Origin of the sequence: Ginsengibacter hankyongi (genome assembly GCF_008710285.1) — a bacterium.
Taxonomy (GTDB): domain Bacteria; phylum Bacteroidota; class Bacteroidia; order Chitinophagales; family Chitinophagaceae; genus Ginsengibacter; species Ginsengibacter hankyongi.
Map to the genome: position 1 here is coordinate 1,116,091 of NZ_VYQF01000001.1, position 24,438 is coordinate 1,140,528.

At 36.3% G+C, this 24,438-nt stretch carries 27 protein-coding genes; 11 read left to right on the forward strand and 16 right to left on the reverse strand.

Features of this window, described 5'->3' with window-relative positions:
- Nucleotides 1-57: 57 nt before the first annotated feature.
- Nucleotides 58-732 (forward strand): MotA/TolQ/ExbB proton channel family protein, encoded by a 675-nt coding sequence (locus FW778_RS04620; RefSeq protein WP_150413411.1) that lies wholly within the window; start codon nucleotides 58-60, stop codon nucleotides 730-732.
- Between the two features lie 33 nt (nucleotides 733-765).
- Nucleotides 766-1,170, forward strand: coding sequence for an ExbD/TolR family protein (locus tag FW778_RS04625; protein WP_150413412.1), 405 nt, complete (start codon nucleotides 766-768; stop codon nucleotides 1,168-1,170).
- A 6-nt stretch (nucleotides 1,171-1,176) separates the two neighbouring features.
- Here FW778_RS04625 and prmC read toward each other — a convergent pair whose 3' ends face one another.
- Nucleotides 1,177-2,052: a peptide chain release factor N(5)-glutamine methyltransferase gene (gene prmC, locus FW778_RS04630; protein ID WP_150413413.1), complete on the reverse strand. Its 876-nt coding sequence runs from the start codon at nucleotides 2,050-2,052 to the stop codon at nucleotides 1,177-1,179.
- Between the two features lie 40 nt (nucleotides 2,053-2,092).
- Here prmC and ribD point away from each other — a divergent pair, with 40 nt between their 5' ends.
- Nucleotides 2,093-3,130: a bifunctional diaminohydroxyphosphoribosylaminopyrimidine deaminase/5-amino-6-(5-phosphoribosylamino)uracil reductase RibD gene (gene ribD / locus FW778_RS04635; RefSeq protein WP_235906018.1), complete on the forward strand. Its 1,038-nt coding sequence runs from the start codon at nucleotides 2,093-2,095 to the stop codon at nucleotides 3,128-3,130.
- On the opposite strand, the gene FW778_RS04640 is transcribed toward ribD, so the two are convergent.
- Nucleotides 3,127-4,215: an Mrp/NBP35 family ATP-binding protein gene (locus FW778_RS04640; protein WP_150413414.1), complete on the reverse strand. Its 1,089-nt coding sequence runs from the start codon at nucleotides 4,213-4,215 to the stop codon at nucleotides 3,127-3,129. The genes ribD and FW778_RS04640 overlap by 4 nt on opposite strands.
- 116 nt (nucleotides 4,216-4,331) lie before the next feature.
- Here FW778_RS04640 and FW778_RS04645 point away from each other — a divergent pair, with 116 nt between their 5' ends.
- Nucleotides 4,332-4,979, forward strand: coding sequence for a carboxypeptidase-like regulatory domain-containing protein (locus FW778_RS04645; RefSeq protein ID WP_150413415.1), 648 nt, complete (start codon nucleotides 4,332-4,334; stop codon nucleotides 4,977-4,979).
- A 437-nt stretch (nucleotides 4,980-5,416) separates the two neighbouring features.
- On the opposite strand, the gene fusA is transcribed toward FW778_RS04645, so the two are convergent.
- The 4 genes from fusA to FW778_RS04665 form a co-directional block, all read right to left on the reverse strand.
- Nucleotides 5,417-7,564, reverse strand: coding sequence for an elongation factor G (gene fusA, locus FW778_RS04650; RefSeq protein WP_150413416.1), 2,148 nt, complete (start codon nucleotides 7,562-7,564; stop codon nucleotides 5,417-5,419).
- 168 nt (nucleotides 7,565-7,732) lie between these two features.
- Nucleotides 7,733-8,200 carry a 30S ribosomal protein S7 gene (gene rpsG, locus FW778_RS04655; protein ID WP_150413418.1) on the reverse strand — a complete coding sequence of 156 codons (468 nt, stop codon included), beginning with the start codon at nucleotides 8,198-8,200 and terminating at the stop codon, nucleotides 7,733-7,735.
- A 29-nt stretch (nucleotides 8,201-8,229) separates the two neighbouring features.
- Nucleotides 8,230-8,610, reverse strand: a complete 381-nt coding sequence (gene rpsL, locus FW778_RS04660; RefSeq protein WP_150413419.1) for a 30S ribosomal protein S12 — start codon at nucleotides 8,608-8,610, stop codon at nucleotides 8,230-8,232.
- A gap of 112 nt (nucleotides 8,611-8,722) precedes the next feature.
- Nucleotides 8,723-9,787: a branched-chain amino acid aminotransferase gene (locus FW778_RS04665; RefSeq protein WP_150413421.1), complete on the reverse strand. Its 1,065-nt coding sequence runs from the start codon at nucleotides 9,785-9,787 to the stop codon at nucleotides 8,723-8,725.
- A gap of 50 nt (nucleotides 9,788-9,837) precedes the next feature.
- Here FW778_RS04665 and FW778_RS04670 point away from each other — a divergent pair, with 50 nt between their 5' ends.
- Genes FW778_RS04670 through FW778_RS04690 form a run of 5 tightly spaced genes read left to right on the forward strand, consistent with a single transcriptional unit; the run spans nucleotide 9,838 to nucleotide 12,591 of the window.
- A complete protein-coding gene (locus tag FW778_RS04670) occupies nucleotides 9,838-10,350 on the forward strand; it encodes a hypothetical protein (protein ID WP_202552073.1) in 513 nt (170 codons plus the stop codon).
- Nucleotides 10,347-10,934: an RdgB/HAM1 family non-canonical purine NTP pyrophosphatase gene (gene rdgB / locus FW778_RS04675; protein WP_150413424.1), complete on the forward strand. Its 588-nt coding sequence runs from the start codon at nucleotides 10,347-10,349 to the stop codon at nucleotides 10,932-10,934. The genes FW778_RS04670 and rdgB overlap by 4 nt, the downstream gene beginning before the upstream one ends.
- A 24-nt stretch (nucleotides 10,935-10,958) precedes the next feature.
- Complete coding sequence (locus FW778_RS04680; RefSeq protein WP_235906019.1) at nucleotides 10,959-11,537, forward strand: RNA polymerase sigma factor; 579 nt, start codon at nucleotides 10,959-10,961, stop codon at nucleotides 11,535-11,537.
- Nucleotides 11,538-11,544: 7 nt separating this feature from the next.
- Nucleotides 11,545-12,150, forward strand: coding sequence for a hypothetical protein (locus FW778_RS04685; RefSeq protein WP_150413426.1), 606 nt, complete (start codon nucleotides 11,545-11,547; stop codon nucleotides 12,148-12,150).
- 9 nt (nucleotides 12,151-12,159) lie between these two features.
- A complete protein-coding gene (locus tag FW778_RS04690) occupies nucleotides 12,160-12,591 on the forward strand; it encodes an acyl-CoA thioesterase (protein ID WP_150413428.1) in 432 nt (143 codons plus the stop codon).
- On the opposite strand, the gene FW778_RS04695 is transcribed toward FW778_RS04690, so the two are convergent.
- The 3 genes from FW778_RS04695 to FW778_RS04705 form a co-directional block, all read right to left on the reverse strand.
- Nucleotides 12,583-13,326 carry a shikimate dehydrogenase family protein gene (locus FW778_RS04695; protein ID WP_150413430.1) on the reverse strand — a complete coding sequence of 248 codons (744 nt, stop codon included), beginning with the start codon at nucleotides 13,324-13,326 and terminating at the stop codon, nucleotides 12,583-12,585. The two genes, FW778_RS04690 and FW778_RS04695, sit on opposite strands and share 9 nt — an antisense overlap.
- Nucleotides 13,326-14,096, reverse strand: coding sequence for a phosphosulfolactate synthase (locus tag FW778_RS04700; protein ID WP_150413432.1), 771 nt, complete (start codon nucleotides 14,094-14,096; stop codon nucleotides 13,326-13,328). The genes FW778_RS04695 and FW778_RS04700 overlap by 1 nt, the downstream gene beginning before the upstream one ends.
- 68 nt (nucleotides 14,097-14,164) lie before the next feature.
- Entirely contained in the window at nucleotides 14,165-15,595 is a 1,431-nt protein-coding gene (locus tag FW778_RS04705; protein WP_150413434.1) for a tetratricopeptide repeat protein, read from the reverse strand.
- A gap of 152 nt (nucleotides 15,596-15,747) precedes the next feature.
- Between FW778_RS04705 and FW778_RS04710 the strand changes: the two genes are divergently transcribed.
- Nucleotides 15,748-16,095 carry a hypothetical protein gene (locus tag FW778_RS04710; protein WP_150413436.1) on the forward strand — a complete coding sequence of 116 codons (348 nt, stop codon included), beginning with the start codon at nucleotides 15,748-15,750 and terminating at the stop codon, nucleotides 16,093-16,095.
- Between the two features lie 97 nt (nucleotides 16,096-16,192).
- On the opposite strand, the gene FW778_RS04715 is transcribed toward FW778_RS04710, so the two are convergent.
- The 4 genes from FW778_RS04715 to FW778_RS04730 all read right to left on the reverse strand — a co-directional run bounded on the left by FW778_RS04715 (nucleotide 16,193) and on the right by FW778_RS04730 (nucleotide 20,612).
- Nucleotides 16,193-16,843 (reverse strand): DUF4412 domain-containing protein, encoded by a 651-nt coding sequence (locus FW778_RS04715; RefSeq protein WP_150413441.1) that lies wholly within the window; start codon nucleotides 16,841-16,843, stop codon nucleotides 16,193-16,195.
- Between the two features lie 85 nt (nucleotides 16,844-16,928).
- Nucleotides 16,929-18,776: a membrane protein insertase YidC gene (yidC, locus tag FW778_RS04720; RefSeq protein WP_235906020.1), complete on the reverse strand. Its 1,848-nt coding sequence runs from the start codon at nucleotides 18,774-18,776 to the stop codon at nucleotides 16,929-16,931.
- Between the two features lie 126 nt (nucleotides 18,777-18,902).
- Nucleotides 18,903-19,541, reverse strand: a complete 639-nt coding sequence (locus FW778_RS04725) for a 50S ribosomal protein L25 (protein WP_150413445.1) — start codon at nucleotides 19,539-19,541, stop codon at nucleotides 18,903-18,905.
- A gap of 102 nt (nucleotides 19,542-19,643) precedes the next feature.
- Nucleotides 19,644-20,612, reverse strand: coding sequence for a ribose-phosphate pyrophosphokinase (locus FW778_RS04730; RefSeq protein WP_150413447.1), 969 nt, complete (start codon nucleotides 20,610-20,612; stop codon nucleotides 19,644-19,646).
- Between the two features lie 77 nt (nucleotides 20,613-20,689).
- Between FW778_RS04730 and radC the strand changes: the two genes are divergently transcribed.
- A complete protein-coding gene (radC, locus tag FW778_RS04735) occupies nucleotides 20,690-21,391 on the forward strand; it encodes a RadC family protein (protein ID WP_150413450.1) in 702 nt (233 codons plus the stop codon).
- A gap of 20 nt (nucleotides 21,392-21,411) precedes the next feature.
- On the opposite strand, the gene FW778_RS04740 is transcribed toward radC, so the two are convergent.
- From FW778_RS04740 to FW778_RS04750, 3 genes are all read right to left on the reverse strand, one after another.
- Entirely contained in the window at nucleotides 21,412-21,726 is a 315-nt protein-coding gene (locus FW778_RS04740) for a DUF3467 domain-containing protein (protein ID WP_150413452.1), read from the reverse strand.
- A 148-nt stretch (nucleotides 21,727-21,874) separates the two neighbouring features.
- On the reverse strand, nucleotides 21,875-22,801 hold the full coding sequence (locus FW778_RS04745) for a DUF1735 domain-containing protein (protein ID WP_150413454.1): 927 nt from the start codon (nucleotides 22,799-22,801) through the stop codon (nucleotides 21,875-21,877).
- Between the two features lie 33 nt (nucleotides 22,802-22,834).
- Nucleotides 22,835-24,430 carry a SusD/RagB family nutrient-binding outer membrane lipoprotein gene (locus tag FW778_RS04750; protein WP_150413456.1) on the reverse strand — a complete coding sequence of 532 codons (1,596 nt, stop codon included), beginning with the start codon at nucleotides 24,428-24,430 and terminating at the stop codon, nucleotides 22,835-22,837.
- Between the last annotated feature and the right edge of the window lie 8 nt (nucleotides 24,431-24,438).

Below are 24,438 nucleotides of genomic sequence, written 5' to 3' on the forward strand. Positions count from 1 at the left end.
TAATGCAACCTCTCATTTATAGAATTACTCTTTACATTTGTCATCAAACATAATTAAATGGATTTATTTTTCCTGCAAATTGACACAAGTACTGTTGCACATACTGCTCCAAAAACTCAAAGCCTATGGGACATACTCGTAAGCGGTGGAGTAATAATGATTCCGCTGGCAATTTTATTTATTGCAGCAGTTTATTTCTTTTTTGAAAGATTCATTGCTATTAAGAAAGCCTCCAAAATTGACGATAATTTCATGCGCATTATCCGTGATCACATTGTTACCGGGAATGTGGCGGCAGCAAGAAGCTTTTCAAAAAACAATGATAACCCTGTTGCACAGGTGATAGATAAGGGAATACAGCGCATCGGTAAACCAATGGATGCTATTGAAAAAAGTATGGAAAATGTAGGCGCTCTTGAATTGTATAAACTTGAAAAAAATCTTTCAATAATTTCTATCGTTGCCCGTATTGCTCCTTTATTTGGTTTTCTTGGGACTATTATCGGGATGCTTGCTTTGTTTAAGGGAATTGCTGCAAGTACAGAATATACTCCTAATACAATTGCTGATGGTATTTACATTAAAATGATCACTTCTGCAACAGGTTTAATCATCGGTATATTAGCGTATATAGGTCACAGTTATCTTGCAACGCAAATTACCCGCATCGAAAATAAAATGGAAATTGCCACTGCAGAGTTCACAGATATTTTACAGGAACCAACTCGGTAAAGCAATTCCTAATTATAAATTAATAATTGAATAGTGAGTATAAGAAAGCGATACAAAAATGAAGATACCGAGCTGGATACCGGCCCGTTAAATGATATATTATTCATCCTAATGTTCTTCTTTCTTATCATTTCTACATTGGCAAACCCTAATGTTATTAAGATGAATAACCCCAGGGCCACCAGTGAAACGAAAGCCAAGCAGAGTGTAATTGTGAGTATTAATAAAAACCGGGATATTTATTTAGGGCAACAAAAAATTATTTTTGATTCGCTTGAGTCTTCTTTAAAAAAGCAACTACGCGTTGGCGATAGTATAAAGCCGGCAGTAGTAATTAATGCTGATTCTCTTGTAAGCTGGGGCGATATTGTAAGAGTAATGCAGGTAGCTAAAAAGCTTGGCGCCACCACGTCTGCATCTGTAAGCAGTGCAAAGTAATTGGAATTAACTTATTGATCGGGTGGCTTTCAGCATTCTATTTTTTCCATACATATCTTTTCTGATCTCCGTTTTAAAATTAGCAGCCAGAAAAATCTTATCTACTTCTTCCGAATAATCTTCGTGAATTTCCACAAAAACTTTTCCCTTAGGTTTTAAATTTGATTGTGCAAATTTTGCCATCTTCTTATAAAAAATAAAAGGATCATTATCGTCAACAAACAAGGCCAGGTGCGGCTCAAATGCAGTTACATTTTTCGATAATTTTTCTTTTTCCTTTTGATGAATGTAAGGCGGGTTACTAACTATTATATCATAAACACCAAGCCGGTTCCATAAACTCTCATTTAAAAAATCAACTTGAAGAAAATTAATCTTTGGCTGCAATGTGTCCGCATTCTTTTTTGCAACCTTTAAGGCTTCTTCACTTACATCAATAGCAGTTACTTCAATATTTTCTAACTCATTTTTAATGGATACAGCAATGCATCCGCTTCCTGTTCCCACATCTAATATTCCGAATTCTTCACCTCGCACATCATACATCGTGCTTCGTACATCTAACACAACCCATTCTACTAATTCTTCAGTTTCCGGTCTTGGAATTAATACATTTTCATTTACATAAAACTTCATTTTATAAAACCATGCTTCATTTAAAACATATTGCACAGGCCTGTATTTGAGAAGTTCATGCAAGCATTTTTCTAATTCTTTTATTAAGTCAATTTCCAATTCAACATTTCTTTTTAGGCTTCTTTCCAGTCTCTTCAAACCAGTTATATTTTCAAATACCCAGTCGGTAATATTAGCTGCTTCTCTTCTTTCATAGATAGAAATTAATTGGTTTAAAAAATCATTATGGTATTGTTCTGTTGTCATTAAAGCAAACTTAATTATTTTGTGAAGCAATAATATTATTTTGACAAGAGATGAACAATATATGAGCAGGTGTTTGCAACTTGCAGAATTGAGTATAGGCAATGTTGCACCCAATCCTATGGTAGGCGCCGTATTAGTTTATGAAGATAAAATTATCGGCGAAGGCTATCATCAAAAATATGGAGGGCCACACGCAGAAGTAAATTGCATCAACAACGTAAAAGAAGAAAATAACTTCTTAATTGAAAAAGCTACATTATATGTTTCTCTTGAACCATGTTCCCATTACGGAAAAACACCACCATGTGCAGACCTCATTATTAAAAATAAAATTAAGAAAGTAGTTATCGGATGTAAAGATGTTTACAAAGAAGTTGCAGGAAGTGGAATACAAAAATTACAGAACGCAGGCGCAGAGGTTATTACAGGTGTTTTAGAAAAAGATTGTATTCAGCTTAATATACGATTTTTTACTTTTCATTTAAAATTCAGGCCATATATTATTTTAAAATGGGCGCAAACTGCAAATGGAAAAATTGGCTACGCAGAAAAAAGAATTTTAATTAGTAATGAGTATTCCAACCGACTCGTGCATAAATGGAGAAGTGAAGAAGCAGCAATTCTAGCTGGAACTAATACTGCTTTACTTGATGATCCTTTATTAACAACAAGATTATGGAAGGGAAAAAATGCCGTGAGAATTGTTATTGACAAAGAATTAAAATTGCCTTCCACATTAAAGATATTTAATACAGATGTAAAGACCTTCATTTACAATTTGGTTAAAAATTCAACAGAGGAAAATTTAGTTTATATAAAACTTGACAAGGAAAATTTTATAGGTCAGATACTGCAATCACTTTTTGAAATGAACATTCAAAGTGTAATGATTGAAGGTGGTGCAAGAACGCTACAATCTTTTATTAATGAAGGTTTGTGGGATGAAGCAAGAGTAATAACAAACGAAAGCGTAACGATTGAAAATGGCATTGCGGCTCCTGAAATGAAAAATTTTAATTTACAAAAACGCGAAAGATATTTTGATGATGTGATTAGTTACTATAAGAATAACGACTAAAAAACTGCACTTACTTCGGTTGCCGGCAATTGTGCATTTCTCATCGCTATTCCCCTTATTGCATTATCACTAAATTCTATAAAAGCATTTTTGGAAATTTCATCATCGCTCATCATTACAGGGATTCCCACATCGCCGCCTTCGCGGATAGATTGTACCAATGGAATTTCTCCAAGGAAAGGGATATCAAATTCACTAGCCAATTTTTGACCACCTTCTTTCCCAAAAATATAATATTTAGCATCTGGCAATTCTTTTGGAGTAAAATAACTCATGTTCTCCACAAGACCTATGACAGGCACTTTCAAGCCTGCCTGGCTAAACATAGCAATCCCTTTTTTAGCATCTGCAAGCGCAACCAGTTGAGGAGTAGTAACTACAATTACTCCGGTGACAGGAACAGTTTGTACAATAGTTAGATGAATATCTCCCGTTCCGGGTGGCATATCTATAATTAAATAATCCAAATCGCCCCAATCCACATCAGAAACAAATTGCCTGATTGCACTGCTCACCATAGGGCCACGCCAAACGACAGCTTGTTTTTCATCAACCAATAAACCAATACTCATTAATTTTATTCCATAACGTTCCAAAGGAACTATCATCCCTTTTCCATTTACATCCTGCATTACGGGACGTTCACCACGTACACCAAACATGATATGAACGCTTGGGCCATATATATCTGCATCCATCAATCCTACTTTAGCGCCACCGGCTGCAATAGCAAGCGCAAGATTGGAAGCAACTGTGCTTTTACCAACACCACCCTTTCCACTTACAACTGCAATTATATTTTTAACGCCCTTTAAAATATCTTTTTTATCTGTTCTTAAAGAAGTTGTATTGCTGGTAAAATCTATAGTTACTTCAGCGTCTTTATTAACCAGCTTTATAGCATTTATACAATCATTTTTTATTTTATCTTTTAGGGGGCAGGCCGGTGTGGTAAGAACTACAGTGAATGAAACCTTATTACCATCTATTATAATATCATTAACCATGTTTAAAGAAACCAGGTCATTTTTCAGGTCTGGTTCTTGTACTTTTCTTAGTGCTTTTAATATGTCATTTTCATTCATGGTTCAATTTTTTGTTAAAAAGAAACTCAATTTGCAAATTTAAACATTGATACCCTTACTTTGTTTTTTTTAAACAAACCAACAGTAATTAAATTCGTAGTATTGGAGACAAATACATGAAAAAAATTTTACTATACTTTTTATTTCTTTCGTTTTTAGTTCCTGTGGTGGCAAAAGCCCAGTTTGAGACTTACAAAGATTCTGTTGTACAATTATATGGTGTTGTAATGTCGGCCGATAGTCTTAAAGCACTGCCCTCTGTAAGTATTGTGGTAAAAGGGAGAAACCAGGGAACCATTTCCAGTGAGCAAGGGGTTTTTTCAATTCCTATTTTAAGAGGCGATGTGATAGAATTTACAAGTGTAGGCTATAAACCTAAGCTAGTAACTATACCGAAAAACCTCGAGGGCAATCAACAAAGTATGATCCAGTTGATGGTAGAGGATACGGTGTACTTGCCGGCTACTATTATCAAAAAACGGCCAACACGTGAAGAGTTTGAAAGAGATTTTGTAAATACAAAGGTTCCCGATGACGAACAGGAAATTGCACGCCAGAATTTGTCTGAAAGAAATCTGCGGGCATTAATGGCTGCTTACCCCAGGGATGGCCGTGAAGCCACTAATTATTATCTAAAGCAAAATGCCCAAAAATATTATTCTGCAGGGCAACTTCCCCCCCAAAATATTTTCAATCCGCTCGCGTGGGCAGAGTTTATAAAAGCGTGGAAACGCGGAGATTTCAAAAATAAATCGGGAAATTAAATTAAATCAACCCACCATTCCCTAAATTCAAAATGCCCCGAAGGGCACTCTGAACTCTAATTGAAAACCACCCAAATTTTACATATTGTCCTGCTAAGTATGTTGAAGGGATTATAAACGGATTAATTAATTGATTTTTATAGCAAGAATATTTATTTGGTTTAATTGTGAATGGATAATTATTTCGTTTACAAAAATTGAATAAATTCAAAATATAAACTATGGTGAAAACCTCGTTTTTTTCAGGGTGTTTTCACCGGTTGGCGGAGGGTGTTTTCACCGGTAACATTGCATTTTTTAAACTCCTTATACAAATTCGTACAACTTACCACCTGGTTATGTGCGAAGGCTATTAAAAAAATAGACCTCGCTCTTTTCAGAACAAGGTCTATTTTAATAAACTTATTTCCCCCTGTTCGGAGGGATTTGATCTTTAGTTATTCTTCGATTTTCACTTTTCCTTTCTGCTTCGCCATCACTTCTTCCGCTATGTTATTAGGCGCCGGTGAGTAGTGGCTAAATTCCATTGTTGAGGTTGCGCGTCCGCTTGATAATGAACGTAGTTGAGTTACGTACCCAAACATCTCACTCAACGGCACTTTGGCTTTGATAACCTGTACCCCGTGTTTGCTATCCATTCCTTCGAGCATACCGCGACGACGGTTAAGATCTCCCGTTACGTCTCCCATATATTGATCAGGAGTCAGCACCTCAATTTTCATTATAGGTTCAAGTAGAACAGGCTTTGCCTTGCGGCCAGCTTCACGATACCCTTGTTTGGCACAAAGCTCAAAAGACATAGCGTCAGAATCCACCTGGTGAAATGAACCATCAAAAACTCTCACTTTCATACTTTCCATTGGGTAGCCTGCTAAAACACCAGTGGTCATAGCAGTTTCAAAACCCTTTTGTATTGCCGGAACAAATTCTTTTGGAATTGAACCTCCAAACAATCCATTCACAAACTGGAAATTGCCCTTTCCTTCTTTCAAAAATTCTTCATCAGCAGGGCCAATTTCAAAAACAATATCCGCAAATTTACCACGTCCACCGGTTTGCTTTTTAAGCACTTCACGGTGTTCAATAGTTTGTTTAAATGCTTCTTTATATGCAACCTGGGGAGCACCCTGGTTTATTTCAACCTTAAATTCACGCTTCATCCTATCCACAATAATTTCCAGGTGAAGTTCTCCCATTCCACTTAAAATAGTTTGTCCCGTTTCTTCATCGGTTTTCACTCTTAAAGTAGGGTCTTCTTCTACGAGTTTGGAAATTGCCAATCCCATTTTATCAACGTCTGCCTGGGTTTTTGGTTCCACAGCTACGGAGATAACAGGTTCAGGAAAGGTCATCGCTTCCAATATGATTGGATGATCTTCATTACAAAGAGTATCTCCTGTTTTAATATCTTTAAATCCAACTGCTGCGCCAATATCGCCGGCCTCAATAAAATCTACCGGGTTTTGCTTATTGGCATGCATTTGCATTATTCTTGAAATCCTTTCGTTCTTTCCTGTTCTTGTATTCAAAACATAAGAACCGGAATCAAGGTGACCAGAATATGCCCTGAAGAATGCGAGGCGACCAACAAAAGGATCTGTCATAATCTTAAATGCTAATGCAGCAAAAGGTTCTTTTGCATCGGGCTTACGTTCAACTTCTTCACCGGTATCAGGGTTTATTCCTTTAACAGCTTCAATATCTTTTGGCCCTGGCAGATATCTTACGATTGCGTCCAATGCAGTTTGAACTCCTTTGTTTTTAAAAGAAGAACCACACATCATAGGAATTATCGAAATATCTATTGTTGCCTTACGAATTGCTTCATGAATTTCATCCTCAGTAATAGTATTGGGGTCATCAAAGAATTTCTCCAATAGTTTCTCATCATAATCTGCAACTGCTTCAATCAGGTGTTGTCTCCACTCGTTTACCTCTTCTACCATATCTTCGGGAATAGGCACCTCTTTGTATGTCATGCCCTGGGTAGCATCATCCCAAACCATTCCTTTCATGGTAATTAAATCAACTACGCCCTTAAAACTATCTTCAGCCCCGATAGGTAATTGTAAAGGAACAGCTTTAGCACCCAGCATTTCTTTTACCTGTTTTACAACATTTAAAAAATCTGCACCTGCACGATCCATTTTATTTACGAACCCGATACGGGGAACTTTGTAACGGTTAGCCTGGCGCCATACCGTTTCACTTTGTGGTTCAACACCACTTACTGCACAAAACAAAGCAAGCAGCCCGTCAAGAACACGCAATGAACGTTCTACTTCCACAGTAAAATCCACGTGGCCCGGTGTATCAATAATGTTGAATTTGTATAATTTAGTATCAGGTGTCTTTACGCCCTGTACGGTTGGAAAATTCCAGAAACAAGTAGTTGCGGCAGAAGTAATAGTTATACCTCTTTCCTGCTCCTGTGCCATCCAGTCCATAGTAGCAGCACCATCATGTACTTCCCCAATTTTATGGTTAACGCCGGTATAATACAGAATTCGCTCTGTAGTTGTGGTTTTGCCTGCATCAATATGAGCAGCAATACCAAAGTTTCTTTGAAATCTTAAGTCGGCCATGGCCTTTTATTTAATTTTTATTGTTATTATTTTACAAAACTTTTTGGAGGCGCAAAGTTACGAATATTATGCTTACAATAAGCAACGTAATCGAGTTATTTATAAAGCTACTAACAAAAAAACCCTTCCAAATAAGAAAGGGTTTACCATTCGTTTATTTTGCCTTAATTAAATTCTAAAATGAGCAAATGCTTTGTTAGCATCGGCCATCCTATGTGTATCTTCTTTCTTTTTAAATGCAGCTCCTTCGCCTTTGCTCGCAGCAACTATTTCATTGGCAAGTTTCTCTGACATACTTCTACCATTTCTGTCGCGGCTGTATTTAATAAGCCACTTAATGCTAAGAGAAGTTTTACGGTCCGGACGAACCTCTGCAGGAATTTGAAAAGTAGCACCTCCAATACGGCGGCTTTTTACTTCTACGCCTGGCGTTACATTTGCTAAGGCTTTTTTCCAAACTTCGTATCCATCTTCACCGGATATTTTTGTAACCTTTTCAAGAGCATCATAAAAAATATTATATGCGCCGCTTTTTTTACCCTGCCACATTAAATTATTCACAAAACGGGTAACCAATTTATCCTGGAATTTAGGATCTGGTGCCAGAGGTAATTTTTTTGCTTGTGCTTTACGCATTTGTATTATTTATAAAATATTTTAAAGAATTATTTTTTTGCCTTTTCTCTTTTTGTTCCGTATTTAGAGCGACTTTGTTTACGATCTTTCACGCCCGCAGTATCAAGGCTTCCTCTAACAATGTGGTAACGCACACCGGGTAAATCTTTAACCCTTCCACCACGTATCAAAACAATTGAGTGCTCCTGCAGGTTATGTCCTTCTCCGGGAATATATGCGATCACTTCAATCTTATTAGTAAGTCTTACCTTAGCTACCTTACGTAATGCCGAATTGGGTTTTTTGGGAGTTGTAGTATATACTCTTGTACATACCCCACGGCGTTGCGGACAACTATCGAGAGCCCTGGACTTACTTTTAGCTCTTATAATTGTTCTTCCTTTTCTTACTAATTGTTGTATTGTAGGCATTACTTTTTACCTTAATTTTTTTGGACGGCAAAGGTAAGGTTAGGTTTGTGAAATTCCAAAATTATTTGAAGCCTGGAAGAACCTACCATCTCTTTTATATGGAAAAAATAAATTATAGCGTAACCAACCAGTTATATTTGTCTTCTGCTCTTCCTTCTTTTATATCACTCATGCGCGTTTTTATTGCCGGCGCAATCTCCCATTTTTCAACATCAAAATTCATTACAAAATCTTTATACCTTAATTCTTTTATCATAGAAATTGTAGCTGCTGTTCCTGTACCAAAAACTTCCGACAGAACCCCTTCTTTAAATGCGGAAACAATTTCATCTATACTTAAAGATCTTTCTTCTACATTCAGTCCTTTTTCCTTTAAAAGCTCTATTAGACTTTCCCTGGTTACACCGGCTAATATTGTTCCCGATTTCAAATCAGGCGTAATTGCGTTGTTGCCAATAATAAAAAAGATATTCATAGTACCGCATTCCTGCACATATTTATGCTCAAATGCATCCATCCACAATACCTGGTCATACCCCTTCCGCTTAGCCTCTGCAGATGGGTACATGGCTGCTCCGTAATTGCCTGCATTTTTTGCAAAACCAACTCCGCCTTCAACAGCTCTCACATACTTTTCTTCAACATAAATTCGCATGGGAGCACTGTAATAAGGTCCCGTTGGGCTTAATATTATCATGAATTTATATTTAGAAGAAGGTTTCACCCCTATCATTTCATCACTGCTAAACATAAGCGGCCTGATGTACAAAGAATGATCCGGTTTATCCGGAATCCAATTAGCATCCAGCTTAACAAGTTCTTTCATACCTTCCATAAAAATCTCTTCAGAAATCTTGGGCATTTCCATTCTTTCCGCAGAAATATTAAAGCGCTTAAAGTTGTCATACGGCCTGAATATATTGACCTTCCCTTCAGTATTTTTATATGCCTTTACTCCTTCAAAAATTGCCTGTCCATAATGCAAAGCCGCCAGCGACGGAGAAAGCAATAATGGTTGATAAGGTTTTATTTCCACGGTTTTCCATTCTCCATCTTCATAATCAACTTCCAACATGTGATCAGAAAAATATTTTCCAAAGGGAATATTTTCCAATGTCATCGAATGTAATTTGCTCCTTTCCACTCTCGTAATATTAAAATCAGCAGATGCAATCATATCATTAAATTTGCTGCAAAGAAACGAAAAAAAGAAAGGTAAATCTAATTATGAGCCTAGATAATATTCAATTACCAGGATTTATGTATCCGTCGATATTTAAAAATAACCTGGTAGTAATACAACCAAAAAATACCATTAAACCTTTAAAAAAAGAATGGAAAATTACTTTTTTGGGCGGCAATGAAAAGAAAATAATTTTTATAGGAAAAGATAATCAGAATAAATTTTTGGGAGATAATCAAATGAAATTTTTGAATGATTTATTAAGTGCTTGTCATTTAACTATGGCCGATATTGCTTTTTTAAATTTTCGTGAAAACAATGCTTTTACCTATCAAGATTTAACAGAACAGCTGAGCCCTAAAAAAGTTTTGATTTTTGGAGTAACTGCTCAAGAACTTGATCTTCCTTTTACAATCCCTTTTTTTCAGGTACAAAATTTCCATGAACAGGTATATTTAATCAGCCCGCCTTTAGAAGAAATTCAACAGAGTAAAGAATTAAAAAAACAATTATGGAATTGTTTCCAGAAAATTTTTAATATCCAAAAACAGAAATGAATACCTTGATATTTGCTACCAATAATTTAAATAAGGTTATTGAAGTAAGAAGTTTGCTGGGTGATAGTTTTAAAATTTTATCCCTTTCTGAGGCCGGTATTGATATTGATGTTCCGGAACCATTTGACACTTTGGAAGAAAATGCAATTGAAAAATCCGAAGTTATTTACAAGCTAAAAGGACTGAGTTGTTTTGCAGAAGATACGGGGCTTGAAGTGGAAGCACTGAACGGTGAACCAGGCGTAAAAAGCGCAAGATACGCCGGCGATAAAAGATCGTTTGAAGACAACATTAACAAGTTACTTGATAACCTAAAAGAAGTTACCAATCGCAAAGCCCGCTTCAGAACTGTTATTTGCTTAACCGTTAATGGAAAACACAATATATTTGAAGGCGAATGCAAGGGCTCTATTATTGCGAAAACGCGTGGAGCGGGTGGATTTGGATATGATCCTGTATTTATTCCTGAGGGGGCAACAAAAACTTTTGCTGAAATGTCTTTACAGGAGAAGAATATTTATAGCCATCGGAAAAAAGCGACAGAAAAACTAATTGCCTGGTTGAAAGAGATGGCAGTTGTGTAATTATGCTATGATTAAACCAAAAAATTGAACGAACAAAGCAACCATATACCCTCTGAAACAGACTTAATAAAAGGCTGTATTGATGGAAACCGGCAGATGCAGGAAATTCTATACAAAAAATTTTCTCCGAAAATGTATGGTGTATGTTTACGATACTCCGGAAATGTTGATGATGCCAACGATTTGTTACAGGAAGGATTTATAAAAGTATTTAAAAACTTACTAAAGTTCAGGGGCGACGGTTCATTTGAAGGATGGATGAGGAGAATATTCGTAAATACTTCCATTGAACATTTCCGGAAAAAAGTGAAGCTATACAATGTAACAGAGGTACAGGAAAATACGATAGAAGATAGTGATTTGAATATACTGGATACATTAGCAGAAAAAGACATAATTATTCTTGTAAATGAATTGTCTCCGGGCTATAAAACGGTTTTCAATATGCATGTGATTGAAGGATACTCTCACAAAGAAATTGCGGGTATGCTTGGAATAACAGAAGGAACCAGTAAATCGCAGTTGGCAAGGGCCAAAGGTGTACTCAAAAAATCCCTTGAAAAAATGATTAATAAAGCAGGTAACGATACCATAAATATTTAAATGTTTTATGCAAAACTTTAAAGAAAAATTATACAATTATGAAGCTGAACCTCCGGTAGAAGTTTGGCAAAATATAATTGCTGAATTGGAGAGTAGTGAACCCAAAACAGTTTCCTTAACAGGATTTAGAAAGAGATCTAAATTTATTTTTTATGGAATAACGGCTGCGGCATCCCTTATCGTTATTTTCTTAATTTCAATATTTTTTAACACGTCGCAGAAAAATATAAACACTGCTTCAAATGGTGCAAATCAATTGCAAAATTTATCATCGAAACAAATCCAGGATTCATTAAATCTGAATAATAAAATTTTAAAAGAAATTATCAATTCTACGAAGGATAAAAATTTGCTGGCGCTGAATTATGAAAACTCTTCAGTTCATGGCAAAAAGTATCTCACTATTGCCGGACCAGAGTGTCAGCCTATAAAAATTTCTCCCAAAGTGGCCACGTTAATTGAATCTACCGATAACGAGTATCCGCCGAAGCCGATTTGGAATAAGAAGATTGAAAAGTGGAAACAAATTATGTTGAGCAGCACACTCTCTCCTACATCAACCAATCTTCTCGATATCGTTCAGCTTTCATCTGCTGCAGATAATAATGAATAATCATTTTTTATGGCAAGAACAAAAATTGAACTGCCAGCAAAATGTATTGCATCTTTTAAAATTCCTGTAAGGATAACGGATATAAATTACGGCAATCATGTAGGTAATGATTCTTTGGTGGCCATCATTCATGAAGCCCGTATGCAGTTTCTTCATCTGCATGGATATACAGAACTGGATGTCGCAGGGACTTCACTTATAATGAATGAGCTTTTTATCGAATTTAAAAGCGAAGCTTTTTATAAGGATATTCTTGAGGTAAAAATATTTATAGGTGAAATCTTTAAAGTGGGTTTTGAATTTTATTATTCATTATCAACTGTAAGAGATAGGTCACCGTTACTTATTGCCAATGCGAAAACCGGTGTGGTTTGTTTTAATTATAAAGAAAAAAAGTTAATGCCTGTTCCTGAAGAATTGAAAAAGCTGCTTTTATTTTAAATTATTCCAGATCTTCCAGCTCTCTTCAGCTTGTATAGAAAGCATATCCGAACCATTTTTTATTACTGCACCCATTGCCTCAGCCTTTGAAAGAAATACTGTCTTGGGCGGGTTGTATACTAAATCAAAAAAATAATGTTTATCGGAAATATATTCATAAGGCAATGGCGGGCATTCCTCTACGTTAGGAAACATTCCTACTGGCGTGGTATTAATTATAATCGAATATTCCTGCATTAGTAGTGAAGAGATAGATTCATAATTAATAACGCCTGATGACACATCATTTCTTCTGCTCACAAATAAAAACTCAATTCCTTTTTTTTTTAAAACATAAGCAACTGCTTTTGAAGAGCCGCCGGTACCAAGTATTAAAGCTTTTTTGTGATGTGGCTGCAAATAAGGAACAAATGATTTTTCAAAACCGGTTACATCTGTATTAAATCCGCTCCATTTTCCATTGTGGATTTTAATGCAGTTACAGGCATTTATTTCGCTACATTCTGCAGAGATTGTATCTAAAAACGTTATGATATCAGATTTGTATGGAATGGTAACGTTTAAGCCCGAGAGAAGTGGATTATTCTTTAGAGCAGGAATTTCTTTTTGTAAATTCTTTATTTCAAAATTCTGATATTGGCAGCCGGTTATATTTTCCCTGCTGAATTTTTCGGTAAAATATTTTTTTGAAAAAGAATGACTCAAAGGATTTCCTATCAATCCGTAAATTTTCATTACGCCTTTTCTTTATTAAGGTATAAATGAAAAGTATCGCCACGCAATCCAATGCGCATAGCTTCCAATGGAATAACTTCAGTAGGCGCTATATTTCCAAGGTTCACATTGCAATCAATTAATTCCAGAAAATATAGCTGCTGCGCTTTTTGCGGAGCCTCCCAAATAATTTTTTGTTGTGGAATTTGCGTAAGTATTTCTTGCACCAAACCTTCTCTCACTTCACCCGTGCCGCGATAGATTCCTACATTTCCTGCCTCGCGTGCTTCTGCTATTACATAAGATGAGCCTGCTTCCAGTTCAGCTTTCATCAGTTCAATCCATTTATATGGAGGTATTATATGCGCCGCATCTTTGCTTCCAACTTCACTTAATACGGTTCCGTATTTGGTAAGCTTTTCAATATAACCGCACTTTTCAGCATGTGGAATAGTGATGGACCCATCGCTTACTTCCATATATTTTATATTGAATTCTTTACAAAGATTGATGTAATCATTAAACTGGTTTCTTATTAAAAAGGCCTCAAAAAGAGTACCTCCAAAGTAAACAGGAATATCAAAAGACTGATACAAATCAATTTTCTCTCTTAGGTTAGGGGTCACGAAAGCTGTTCCAAAACCCAGCTTAATAATATCAATATGTGGATGGGCCGCACTTAAAAAATTTTTTCCTTCCTCAACGCTAAGACCTTTGTCCATTACCATTGTTAAACCATATTGTCTTGGCTTCGGAACCCTGTTAGGAATCTGGGAAAGATTAAAATTCATATTTAATATTTTTTAAGCAGCGCAAAGATAGTTTTGTAAAACCAATTATTCAAAAGATGAATAATATCTTATTTCTTCTTTCTGGGGCTTTTAGTTTTATACAAGGCAATTAATTCAACTATTGATTGATGCTGAAGAAGGGATGGATTTAATTGAATGAACTGTCTGATTAATCCGGGAGATTTTTGCAGCCCAAGTTCAAGCTGCAGTAATCCTTCTTTGGATTTTCCCAGCGCAAATAATATCGCAGATTTATAGAACGTGTAAAGAGGTTTATTATTGGTATTTTTTTGTGCATTGTACACCTGTTCAAGCGCTTCCTCAAAATACTCAGCTTCGTACAAACATTTGATCAGCTCTTTCCATCCGTTATTATTTTTTGGTCGGGCTTTAATAAAATTTGAAAAATGAATAACCGCATCTTTAATCCTGTCAAGTTGAACATAACACTTGGCCAATGCTAAATGATAATCAGGTTGTGATTTATTAATCCGCATTGCGTTCTCTATATTTTTTACGGCACTATCCCAATAGCCCTCACTCATATACGTACCCGCAATTTTAAAATACAAATGGCTATCAGTGGAATTTAGATGAGAAGCCTTTCGGTAATTAAACCTTGCCTGGGCATAATTCTTTAATTTCTCATAACAGTGGCCCAACGCTTCATAAATAACTTCTTCGGGCATTGAAAGTTCAAGTACCTTTTGCAACACCTCAATCGCTTCTTTATATTTATGTAGTCTCAGGTAGGCATCGCCCATGTTGCGATACGCATAATCAAATTTCTCATCTATTGCAATTGCATATTGATAAGCATCAATCGATTTTTCATATAATTTTAATCCCTGGAAAGCAGCGCCAAGATTAAACCATGCCAATTGTGTATAAGGAAATTCATCAATAATTTTTTGATGCAATTTTATACTTTCCTCATTTCTGCCTGTATAATCCGTCCAAAAACAAATTTTATAAAGCGCCTCTTCATTCGTTGGGTCCTGTTCCAGGATTAGTTTCAGGCAATTGAAAACTTTATCAAATTCTTCGTAGTCATCGTAAACATCAGCGAGCTCAAACAGTAATTCTGCTTTTTCTTCGCCCTGGAAAACGTGTATGGCCTTTTCCAGTAAAGCCGCAGCTTTTTCCTGGTTATCCAGCGCAAGATGCGCATCGGTTTTGAGTATGTAAAGATTAATGTCATTACTATCCAGGAGTTCTGCTTTATCCAGCAGGAAAAGCGCTTCCCTGTAACGATGAGTGGCAATGAGTAAATCCGCCTTTTTAATATGAAGAGCTGATGAGTAAGGAAATTGTTCCACCGCATAATTAACGGCTTCTACTGCGGAAATAAGATCATCATTTTCATCGAAGTAATCAATTATCCGTTCAAAAGACTCTTCTTCTATGAAACTGAACTTTCTACCGTTTTTAAAATTATTATACTGCAAAAGCAGTTCTTTCATTTCTTCTCTATTTTGCCGGTATGGATTCTCTTTCATATAAATGATCTTAATCCAATTTACAGATTTTTTTTAAATTCCCAGCACACTATTCATCCCTTTTCGACGTTTAGTTAATAAATGTGATGAAAGGCTTTACGTTCTCATAAATTTTTTGTAAGTTTGTTAAAATTGCACTAATTATTATTAAAATGAATAAATATTCCAAAATAGCACTTGTAATATTTTTGATCTGCGGGGTCTATGCCCTCACTTTTGCAGACAGGGGCGGTTTTGTGAAGAAAAATAAAACCCGCCTTAATATTGCTACGACAGGTACCTTAAAGAATTCGATTGCCTTCAACCTTAAATCTGGTATTGTTTATAAAGGAAGTTTTTTCTTGAATAAGCAACAAATAGGCAATAGTTATATTTCAGATGCTTTTGTTTCTTATAAAAAGGGAAATACAATCTATATATTACCATACAAACAAAAAGTGATAATACCTGAATACACTCAAAAGGATGGTTACAAACTTATTATCAGGTCAAGAAAATAACCTATCACTTAAAATTATTATGAGGCCTGCATTCGCAGGCTTTTTTATTTTAATAAAATATAGGGAAACTTCCATCATATCCCTTTAACTGTTCAGGCTATTTTTTTGTTTCGCCATAAGTTAAAACTCTGTAACCCGATTTTGGAATTTCGAATTTGGATGCAGGAACCAGGCTGTAATTTATTTTTGCCAAGGTAAATTTAAACTTCATTTTCCCCGTCTGCATTTCGTACTGTACGGCTAATCCAGGCAAGGTTTTGAATTGGTAATCGTAGCTTTTATTTGCAACATTTATGTCAGTAGTATAATAGACGGTAAAGGTGGATCCATCCCTTAATTTTGCAATTGCTTTTTTACAATTAAATCCAGCTATAACGGTGTTTTCACCGGTATTTTCGAAAGTTATTCCCTCGTATTTTTTATTATTCGTCTCCCACTCGTCGGGGGTTAACGTTATCATTAATTTTTGAGAACTGTAATCCTTCAAAATAACTCCATTACCAGTGGTTGCATTGAATATAGTGGCTTCACTTCCCAGGCCGCTTACCATCTCAGTGCGGCTTTCATTGCCTTTTAAATATACGGTGGTAGTCGCTCCATCCAGCATGTCTGCCATCTTGGGTTGCGTACTTCCGGTTTCCACCGAAATATTATATACCAGGCTACCCTCTGTCAAATTTTTCTGAGCATTAGAATTTAGGACTGTAAAAATTCCTGCGAATAATAATATCGTAAAAGTAAGTTTCATTAATTGTTTCGTGTACTCATTAAAGTTAAGTATTCACCCATAAAGACTCTATTACCATGGGAATGGTTGCAGCCGTAAAAGGAACCTACTTTTTCTTATTTGTATTTTTTTTCTGCTGCATGGTCTGTAACTTTTTATTAGTTTCCTGCATGGCGGTTATCTTCTCCTGCCACTTATTTTGTGTTACAGGTTTCTTTTTGTTTTCCTGCAGTTTAGCAAGAACTTTTTCATGGTCAATTATGTATTTCTGAATTACGAACTGTATAAGTAAGGTAATTGCATTGGAAACTGTATAATACCACGTAAGCGATGACGGAAGCCTGTTAAAAACTCCCAATAAGATAACAGGAAAAATAAACGGCATATACTTCATTACAGGATTACTGTTGTCCTGCATGTTGCTCATGCCATAAAGAGATATAAGAAGGCTCGTTACCACTGCAAAAATCGTAAACAGGCTTACGTGATTTCCATAAAATGGTATGGAAAAAGGCAAATTATAGATGGAATCGTAAGAAGATAGATCTTTCGCCCACCAGAAACTTTGGCCCCGTAAAGTAATATTGGAATTAAAGAAATTATAAAGGGCAAAAAATATCGGGATTTGTAGTATTGCAGGAATACACCCGCCTAAAGGATTAACCCCGGCGCTGCGAAAGAGTTTCATTTGTTCCATTCCAAATCCTTGTTTATCGTCCCCATATTTTGCTTTCAACGCATCAATTTCGGGTTTAAGAAGTTTCATTTTTGCGCCACTTAAATAGCTTTGATAGGTAAGTGGAGAAATGAGTAACCTGATAACAATCGTAAGAAGAGCTATAATAAGGCCGAAGCTTGCAATTTTTCCTGAAAGAAAATTAAAAACCGGCATAATAAATCCACGATTCACATATTTTACAAAAGCAAATATGCCACTGCCCAATGGAACCATATTATACATTTGATTGCCATAGGATTTTAATATTTTATAATCGCTCGGTCCATAAAAAAGTTGTAATGGAATTACCGCCTCATTACCGGAAGGTACATCCAATTTAAGATTTGCGGTAGCCTCACCAATAATATGAAGGCTTGTATCTTTAGGTGATTGCCATTTTATTTCGCCGCTTGAAAATTTGTTCTTAGCAAGAATGGATGATGCGAAAAATTGCTGATTCAAAGCTACCCAATCAAGAGGTTTTATAAATTTTTTATCGTCATCTTTCCCCTCAACCAAGTGTTCAAAATCATAATCACCTCCTTCCACGAAAGAAATATGTGATTGCTGTGTTTCCCATTCAATATCTTTTTCTTGTTTATCGGCTTTTGTTTGCCAGGTAAGGTTAAGTGCATTTTGTGTTATTAATTTGTCCGCACCGTTTAGCTTTATATTCCATCCAACCATATAATCATCAGGCTGCAAAATATATTGATGCTCTATGGTTTGTCCGCTTTTTGTTTCAAGGCTGTAACTAATTATCGTGTTTCCATTGCTGTCTGTTTTGGGTGCTGATGGCGTAAATAGCAAGTCAGAAGTTTGTGCGGTTTGATTATTACCGGTATTTATAGTATAAGAAATATTATTAAAACTGCCATCCTGTAATATCAATGCCTTTTTATCAAATGTTTTAAAATTTTTAAGTTCTACTTTTTTAGGTTGTCCTCCCTTGTTGGTAAATGTAATTTTAAGAACTTTATTTTCGAGGGTAAAAAACTCTTCTTTACCTGAAGTATCTTGTTTGATGTTTGCGGCACTGGAATCTGGCTTTAACGCTCCGTTTGTAATTTTCCCTGTATTTAATGATGTATCAATTTTAGGTTTTAGCTTATCAAGAGAATCCTTTATATGCTGTTGTTGCTTTTCCAACGCTAGTTTACCCTGACTCGAATAATAAAAGTATCCAAAGAATAAAAGAGCCAGTAAAACAAATCCTATCACCGTATTTCTATCCATTCCCATAATTAAAAATTAGTTGGCAAATGTACACAAAGTTTACAGTACCTTTTTTGAATATAGGTTTGATTTCGTTAAAAAAAATGCCCCCGGTTTAAGGAGGGCATTACAAATATAAAATTTTGATTATTTTTTTGCAGGGGCTGCTTCTGCCTTAGCGTCAGGTGCAGCTTTCGCAACAGTTGTAGCAGGCGCTTTTTCACCAGCCTCTTCTTGTTTCAACTGGCGTGTCATTGCAACAGAAGCGATAGGAATCCGGGGCGAATTTAAGATTTCCATATTTTTTGCTTTCACATCCTGAACACGGATATTTTCATTTAATTTAAGCTCAGTAAGATCTACATCAATATGTTCCAGCAAATGTTCAGGGATAGTTTTTACTTTTAAGGCCTTCATTTTTACTGCAAGTTTGCCGCCTTCTTTTACACCGACAGGCACGCCTGTAAATTTAATAGGAATAGAAACGGTAACTTTTTTGTTTCCCACTAATTCCAAAAAATCCACATGAATAAGCTGGTCGCTTACCTTATCGAATTGCATATCTTTTAATACGCATTTATAAGATGCACCATCCACTTTAACTTCTGCCAGCATAAAATCCGGTGTGTAAACAATGCTTTTAAAAGCAGTTGCCGGAGCAGAAAAATTAATTTCTTTTGCACCTCCGTAAATTACACCTGGCACTTTTTCCTCAGAGCGAAGTTGGCGGGTGGCTGCTTTGCCAAATTCGGTCCTGATTTGTCCTTCGATTGTAATTGTTTTCATTATAATTTTTTTTGAGGCGCGAAGGTAAGAAATATATCGGGAATGAAGAATGGAAAATTACCTGAGTAATGAATTACTGTAATGCGCATTTATAATGCGATATTATAATACATTCACTTTATTCTTTTTAAGCATCTTACTTCTCAGGAAGAGGCTGTTTATACTTTTATTTTCAAAAGCATTACGAATAGCAATTGCAAATAATTCTGCAACAGACACGACTTTTAATTTATCGATCTTTTGGCTTACAGGAATAGTGTCGCATACTACTAATTCTTCCAAAACACTATTCTCAATGTTTGCATATGCATTGCCGCTTAAAACCGGGTGCGTACAAAAAGCCCTTACGCTTCTTGCACCTTTTTCTTTCAGCAAGCCGGCAGCCTTTGCAAGTGTTCCCCCTGTGTCACAAATATCATCTATCAAAATTATATCCCTGTCGGTTACGTCTCCTATTACCACCATGCTGGCTATTTCGTTGGCTCTTTTACGATGTTTGTCACATATAACCATATCAGCTTCAAAATAGCTCGCTATTTCACGAATGCGATTTGCACTTCCAACATCGGGTGCAGCAAAAGTGAGATTTTCAAGATTAAGGTCTTCAATATAAGGAATAAAAATTGCGGAGGAGTCGAGATGATCAACCGGAATATCAAAATAGCCTTGGATTTGCGGAGCATGAAGGTCCATAGTTATTACCCTGTCTGCGCCTGCAGCTGTAAGCATGTTGGCCACCAACTTGGAGCCAATAGCAACCCTGGGCTTATCCTTTCTATCCTGTCGTGCATATCCGTAATAGGGAATTACAGCAATTACTTTATAAGCTGAGGCCCGTTTTGCAGCGTCAATCATTAATAGTAATTCCATAAGATTATCAGTGGGCGAAAACGTACTTTGCACTAAAAAAACAAACTGGCCTCTTATACTTTCCTGGAATTCTACCCCAATTTCTCCATCACTGAATTTTTGAATGTTGATTTTACCAAGAGGCTCTCCAAACTTGATAGAAATTTGTTTTGCCAGGTATTGGGAACCCGTACCCGAAAAAATTTTTACATTAGAGTCCATCTTAAATAAAATTGATTAGCGCAAATATTTGGTGTGGCGAATTTATAATTAATATTGCTTGCAATAAACTCAAAATTATGGAAAGTTCTAACAAGTCTTCCACTTCTATAAAAAACTGGGCGATTGATGACCGTCCGAGGGAGAAATTGCTGGCCAAGGGCAGAGAGACCTTAAGCGACTCTGAACTTTTAGCCATTTTAATAAGCACAGGAAGTAAAAATAAAAGTGCAGTAGAACTTGCCAAAGAAATATTTGCATTGGGCAAAAATAATTTAAATGAACTAGGTAAAGTTTCCCTTAAAGAACTAATGACTATAAAAGGAATTGGTGAGGCTAAGGCCATCACACTTAGTGCAGCGCTGGAACTGGGGCGCAGGCGGCAGGCAAGTTCATTTTTTAATAAAACATTAGTACGCTCCAGTAACGAACTTGCTGAATTTTTACGAACGAAATTTAAAGATTATAGTTATGAAATTTTTGCCGTGGTATTTATGAACAAGGCAAATAAAATTAATCACTTTGAAATAATCAGCCAGGGTGGAATGACAAGCACCGTGGTAGACCCGAGGATTATTTTTAAAAAAGCTTTTGAAACAGGGGCTACATCAATTGTACTATGCCATAATCATCCGTCGGGCAGTTTAAAACCGAGCCGACAGGACGAAGATTTGACTCATAAAATTAAAGAAGCTGCCAAATACCTTGATATACAGGTTATAGATCATCTTATAGTAAGCGATGAGGGATATTTTAGTTTTGCCGATGAGGGCTTACTATAAATCTTCTCTGCCGAAAATAATTACGCTTGCGCAGTTGGACCGCCAAAATTTAAAGGCAATTCCACTGCTTCAATATCCTGGATAGGACCATTAACCGATTCGAATTTTTTTACATTATCGATTATTGCCTTCATAAAACGCTTTGCATGTGTGGGAGTTAATATAATCCTGCTTTTCACTTTGCTTTTTGGCGTACCCGGCATAACATTCACAAAGTCCACAACAAACTCTGCATGGCTGTGGGTGATAATTGCAAGATTTGCATATACCCCTTCCGAAACTTCTTCAGAAATTTCTATGTTAAGTTGGTTGGGTTGATCTTTTGGTAATTCCATTTGCCTAATTTTTTCAAAAGTAACTCATTGAAATATTAAAATGAAAATAGTTAAATTATTTTATTAAGGTAACAGAAAAACATATTATTAAATGTATAAAGAAAAAGGGCCTGCAAAGCGGCCCCTTTTTCTTTATAAAAAATAAAATCTATTGTCTTACCAGTATTTCTTCTGTAACTCTATAACCACTTCCTCCTATATATCCATAACGGAGATAAAATGTCTTAGTGGCAGGATCATAAGTATTGTTACATTTTACAGATCCGGACCAGGCGGCAGTATAACCCGGAGGGGTTGCATCGGCTAACGACTTTAATTCCTTTATAAAATCATCAGTCGCATTATAGTAGCCCGGAGGATCAAACTCTGTTACTTTATTAGTAGCAGGATCTACCGTCAAATATGCTATATAGCCCGAACCTCCAAGGTCACCTAAATCTACCTGAAGAACTGTTGCAGATATAGCTGTAAGTTTTTTTGTGGTTGGTCCCAATGGCCTTGGCGAAGATGGATGATAGAAGTACCCAACGTCACTGTAAGTGCCCGCTAACGGATTCCCAATAATATTGAAAAGTTGTGTGTTTTCATTAGACGATAAGGATTTACCTGAAGCATCTTTGATCGCAACGGGAATTAAATAGCTTAAACCGCCATCAATTTTAGCTTTATAAAAACTAATAGTAGTGGTAGCATATTGTTGTCCAGCAGGAATGGTTAAAGTAGTAGTTGCAAAGCTAAATGCGGAATCAGGTATTGCCACGAAATTCTTACCATTTGCAGTATTATATGTGGCAATCTGCGAATTATCAATTCCTATAGTTACGGTTAAAGGACTGGTTGGTAAATTAACAGAAGCGAGATAAACCGTAATTTTGAGAGTTGCCGTGTCGCTACTAAACGCAACGTTTGAGGCAGAAAATCCTGAGATTCCACCATTTAATATTAATACATGATCTTGGAGATGCGAAAAATCTGTCCCTTCAGCGTTACGATTTTTAACGCAGGAATTAAGGCCGATAAAGAATAGAAACATTCCGGTTATTAAGCCTATCCATTTATTTAATTTTATTTTCATCTTAGTCTTTTTAAATTTAAAATTTTTATATCACTATTTCATCCACCATATTTTGGTGCTTTGGTGATCGATGGTCCCTTCAGCTGATACATTATCAGGATTTCTCGAATATTCACTCGTTGGATATTTCCAACGGATAGGAATTTTGTCAACGTCGTAATAAGGCGACGCTGTAAGAGGGATATTGCCTAATGGACCCGGATAAGGCCATGTACCTGTATGCAAGTAATCGAATTTCCTATAATCGTTGTATGATTCCAAACTATTAATACCATTTAAAGCAGCCCATTTTTGCCCAATTATAATTGTTTGTTTAGCTAAAACAGATGTTGCCGTGCTGTAATCAATTTTTGGGTTGCCGGCGCCCTGGGTATAATAATCAGCAAAGGCGTTTGCATAATCAGGAACACCCAGGTAACGGAAGGATTCAATAATTCCTTGTTTATAAAGCGCCTGGTCATCTCCGGGAATGTAACCTAATACTACAGCTTCAGCCTGTAAAAAATAACTTTCGGCCGCAAGCATCATAACAGCAGGCGCCGTTGAACCCGTTGATGGGTTTACAACAAATGAATCAACTCCATTTACGTCTTTTAATATATTGTAACCTCTCAGGATACCGGGACCAAAAAATGAATAGTTGCCGTTGGAAGGATTACCACTGGTAGCTCCCATCAAATTACCAATAAATTTACCTTTATTAGGGCCAGAAACAACCCGTGTAAACTCTCTGCCCAATCTTGGATCTTTATTATTTTGATAATAATTAACGGCAAAAATATTAGGAGCCCAGAAGTCGCCAAAACTTGATACCTGTCCGCCTGTAAGGTTCCAAAAACGTTGCCAGAAGGGATTTCCCTTACCGGTTGAATTTACATAACCGGGATTTACCAAAGCGTCAGTGGTTAAAAATCCAGCACTTTCATTTTTAGTTAAATCAACATTCGGTTGAAAAAAAGCCGGTTTAGTAGCCATTTCAGACATTCTTAATAGCATATTCAAACGAACGGTGTTAGCAAATTGTAACCACAAATTTTTGTCGCCGCCAAACATGATGTCTGAGTTTGATGAAACTGTTATACCGGCAGACTTAATCAAGTCTATTCCTTTTTGAATTTCTATAAATAAGCTATCATAAATATCTGGTCCTTTGGAATATGCTGGTCTTAAAGAAGCGCCGCCTTTCAAGGCATCGGCATAAGGAACATCACTCCATAAATCAACTAAGTGCTGATAATTAAACGCTTTCATAATTCTTGCAACACCTTCTAAGAATGGTTGGCTGGTTGCATTTGCTTTATCCTGAATATATTGATAATCTTCCAGGTTATCATAGATAGATTGCCATGTTCCATCACCAAAATCAGTGGTCATTTTATAGGTAGTACCGGCGTCACTGGCGTTAATGGCATAACTTCCGCTAACAGCCCAATACCCCATCCATTCACTTACGTTTGTATTACCGGGATAATAATTTGCCACCGTAACTGCGAGTGCCGCCGGTAATACCAGGCTCGGGTCCGCTGAAGTAGACTGGTTAGGATTAGTATTTACATCAAGATATCCCTTCTTGCAACCAACTCCTGCTATTAAAGAAACGAGTGTAAGTATTAAAAATATTTTTTTCATTTTATTAA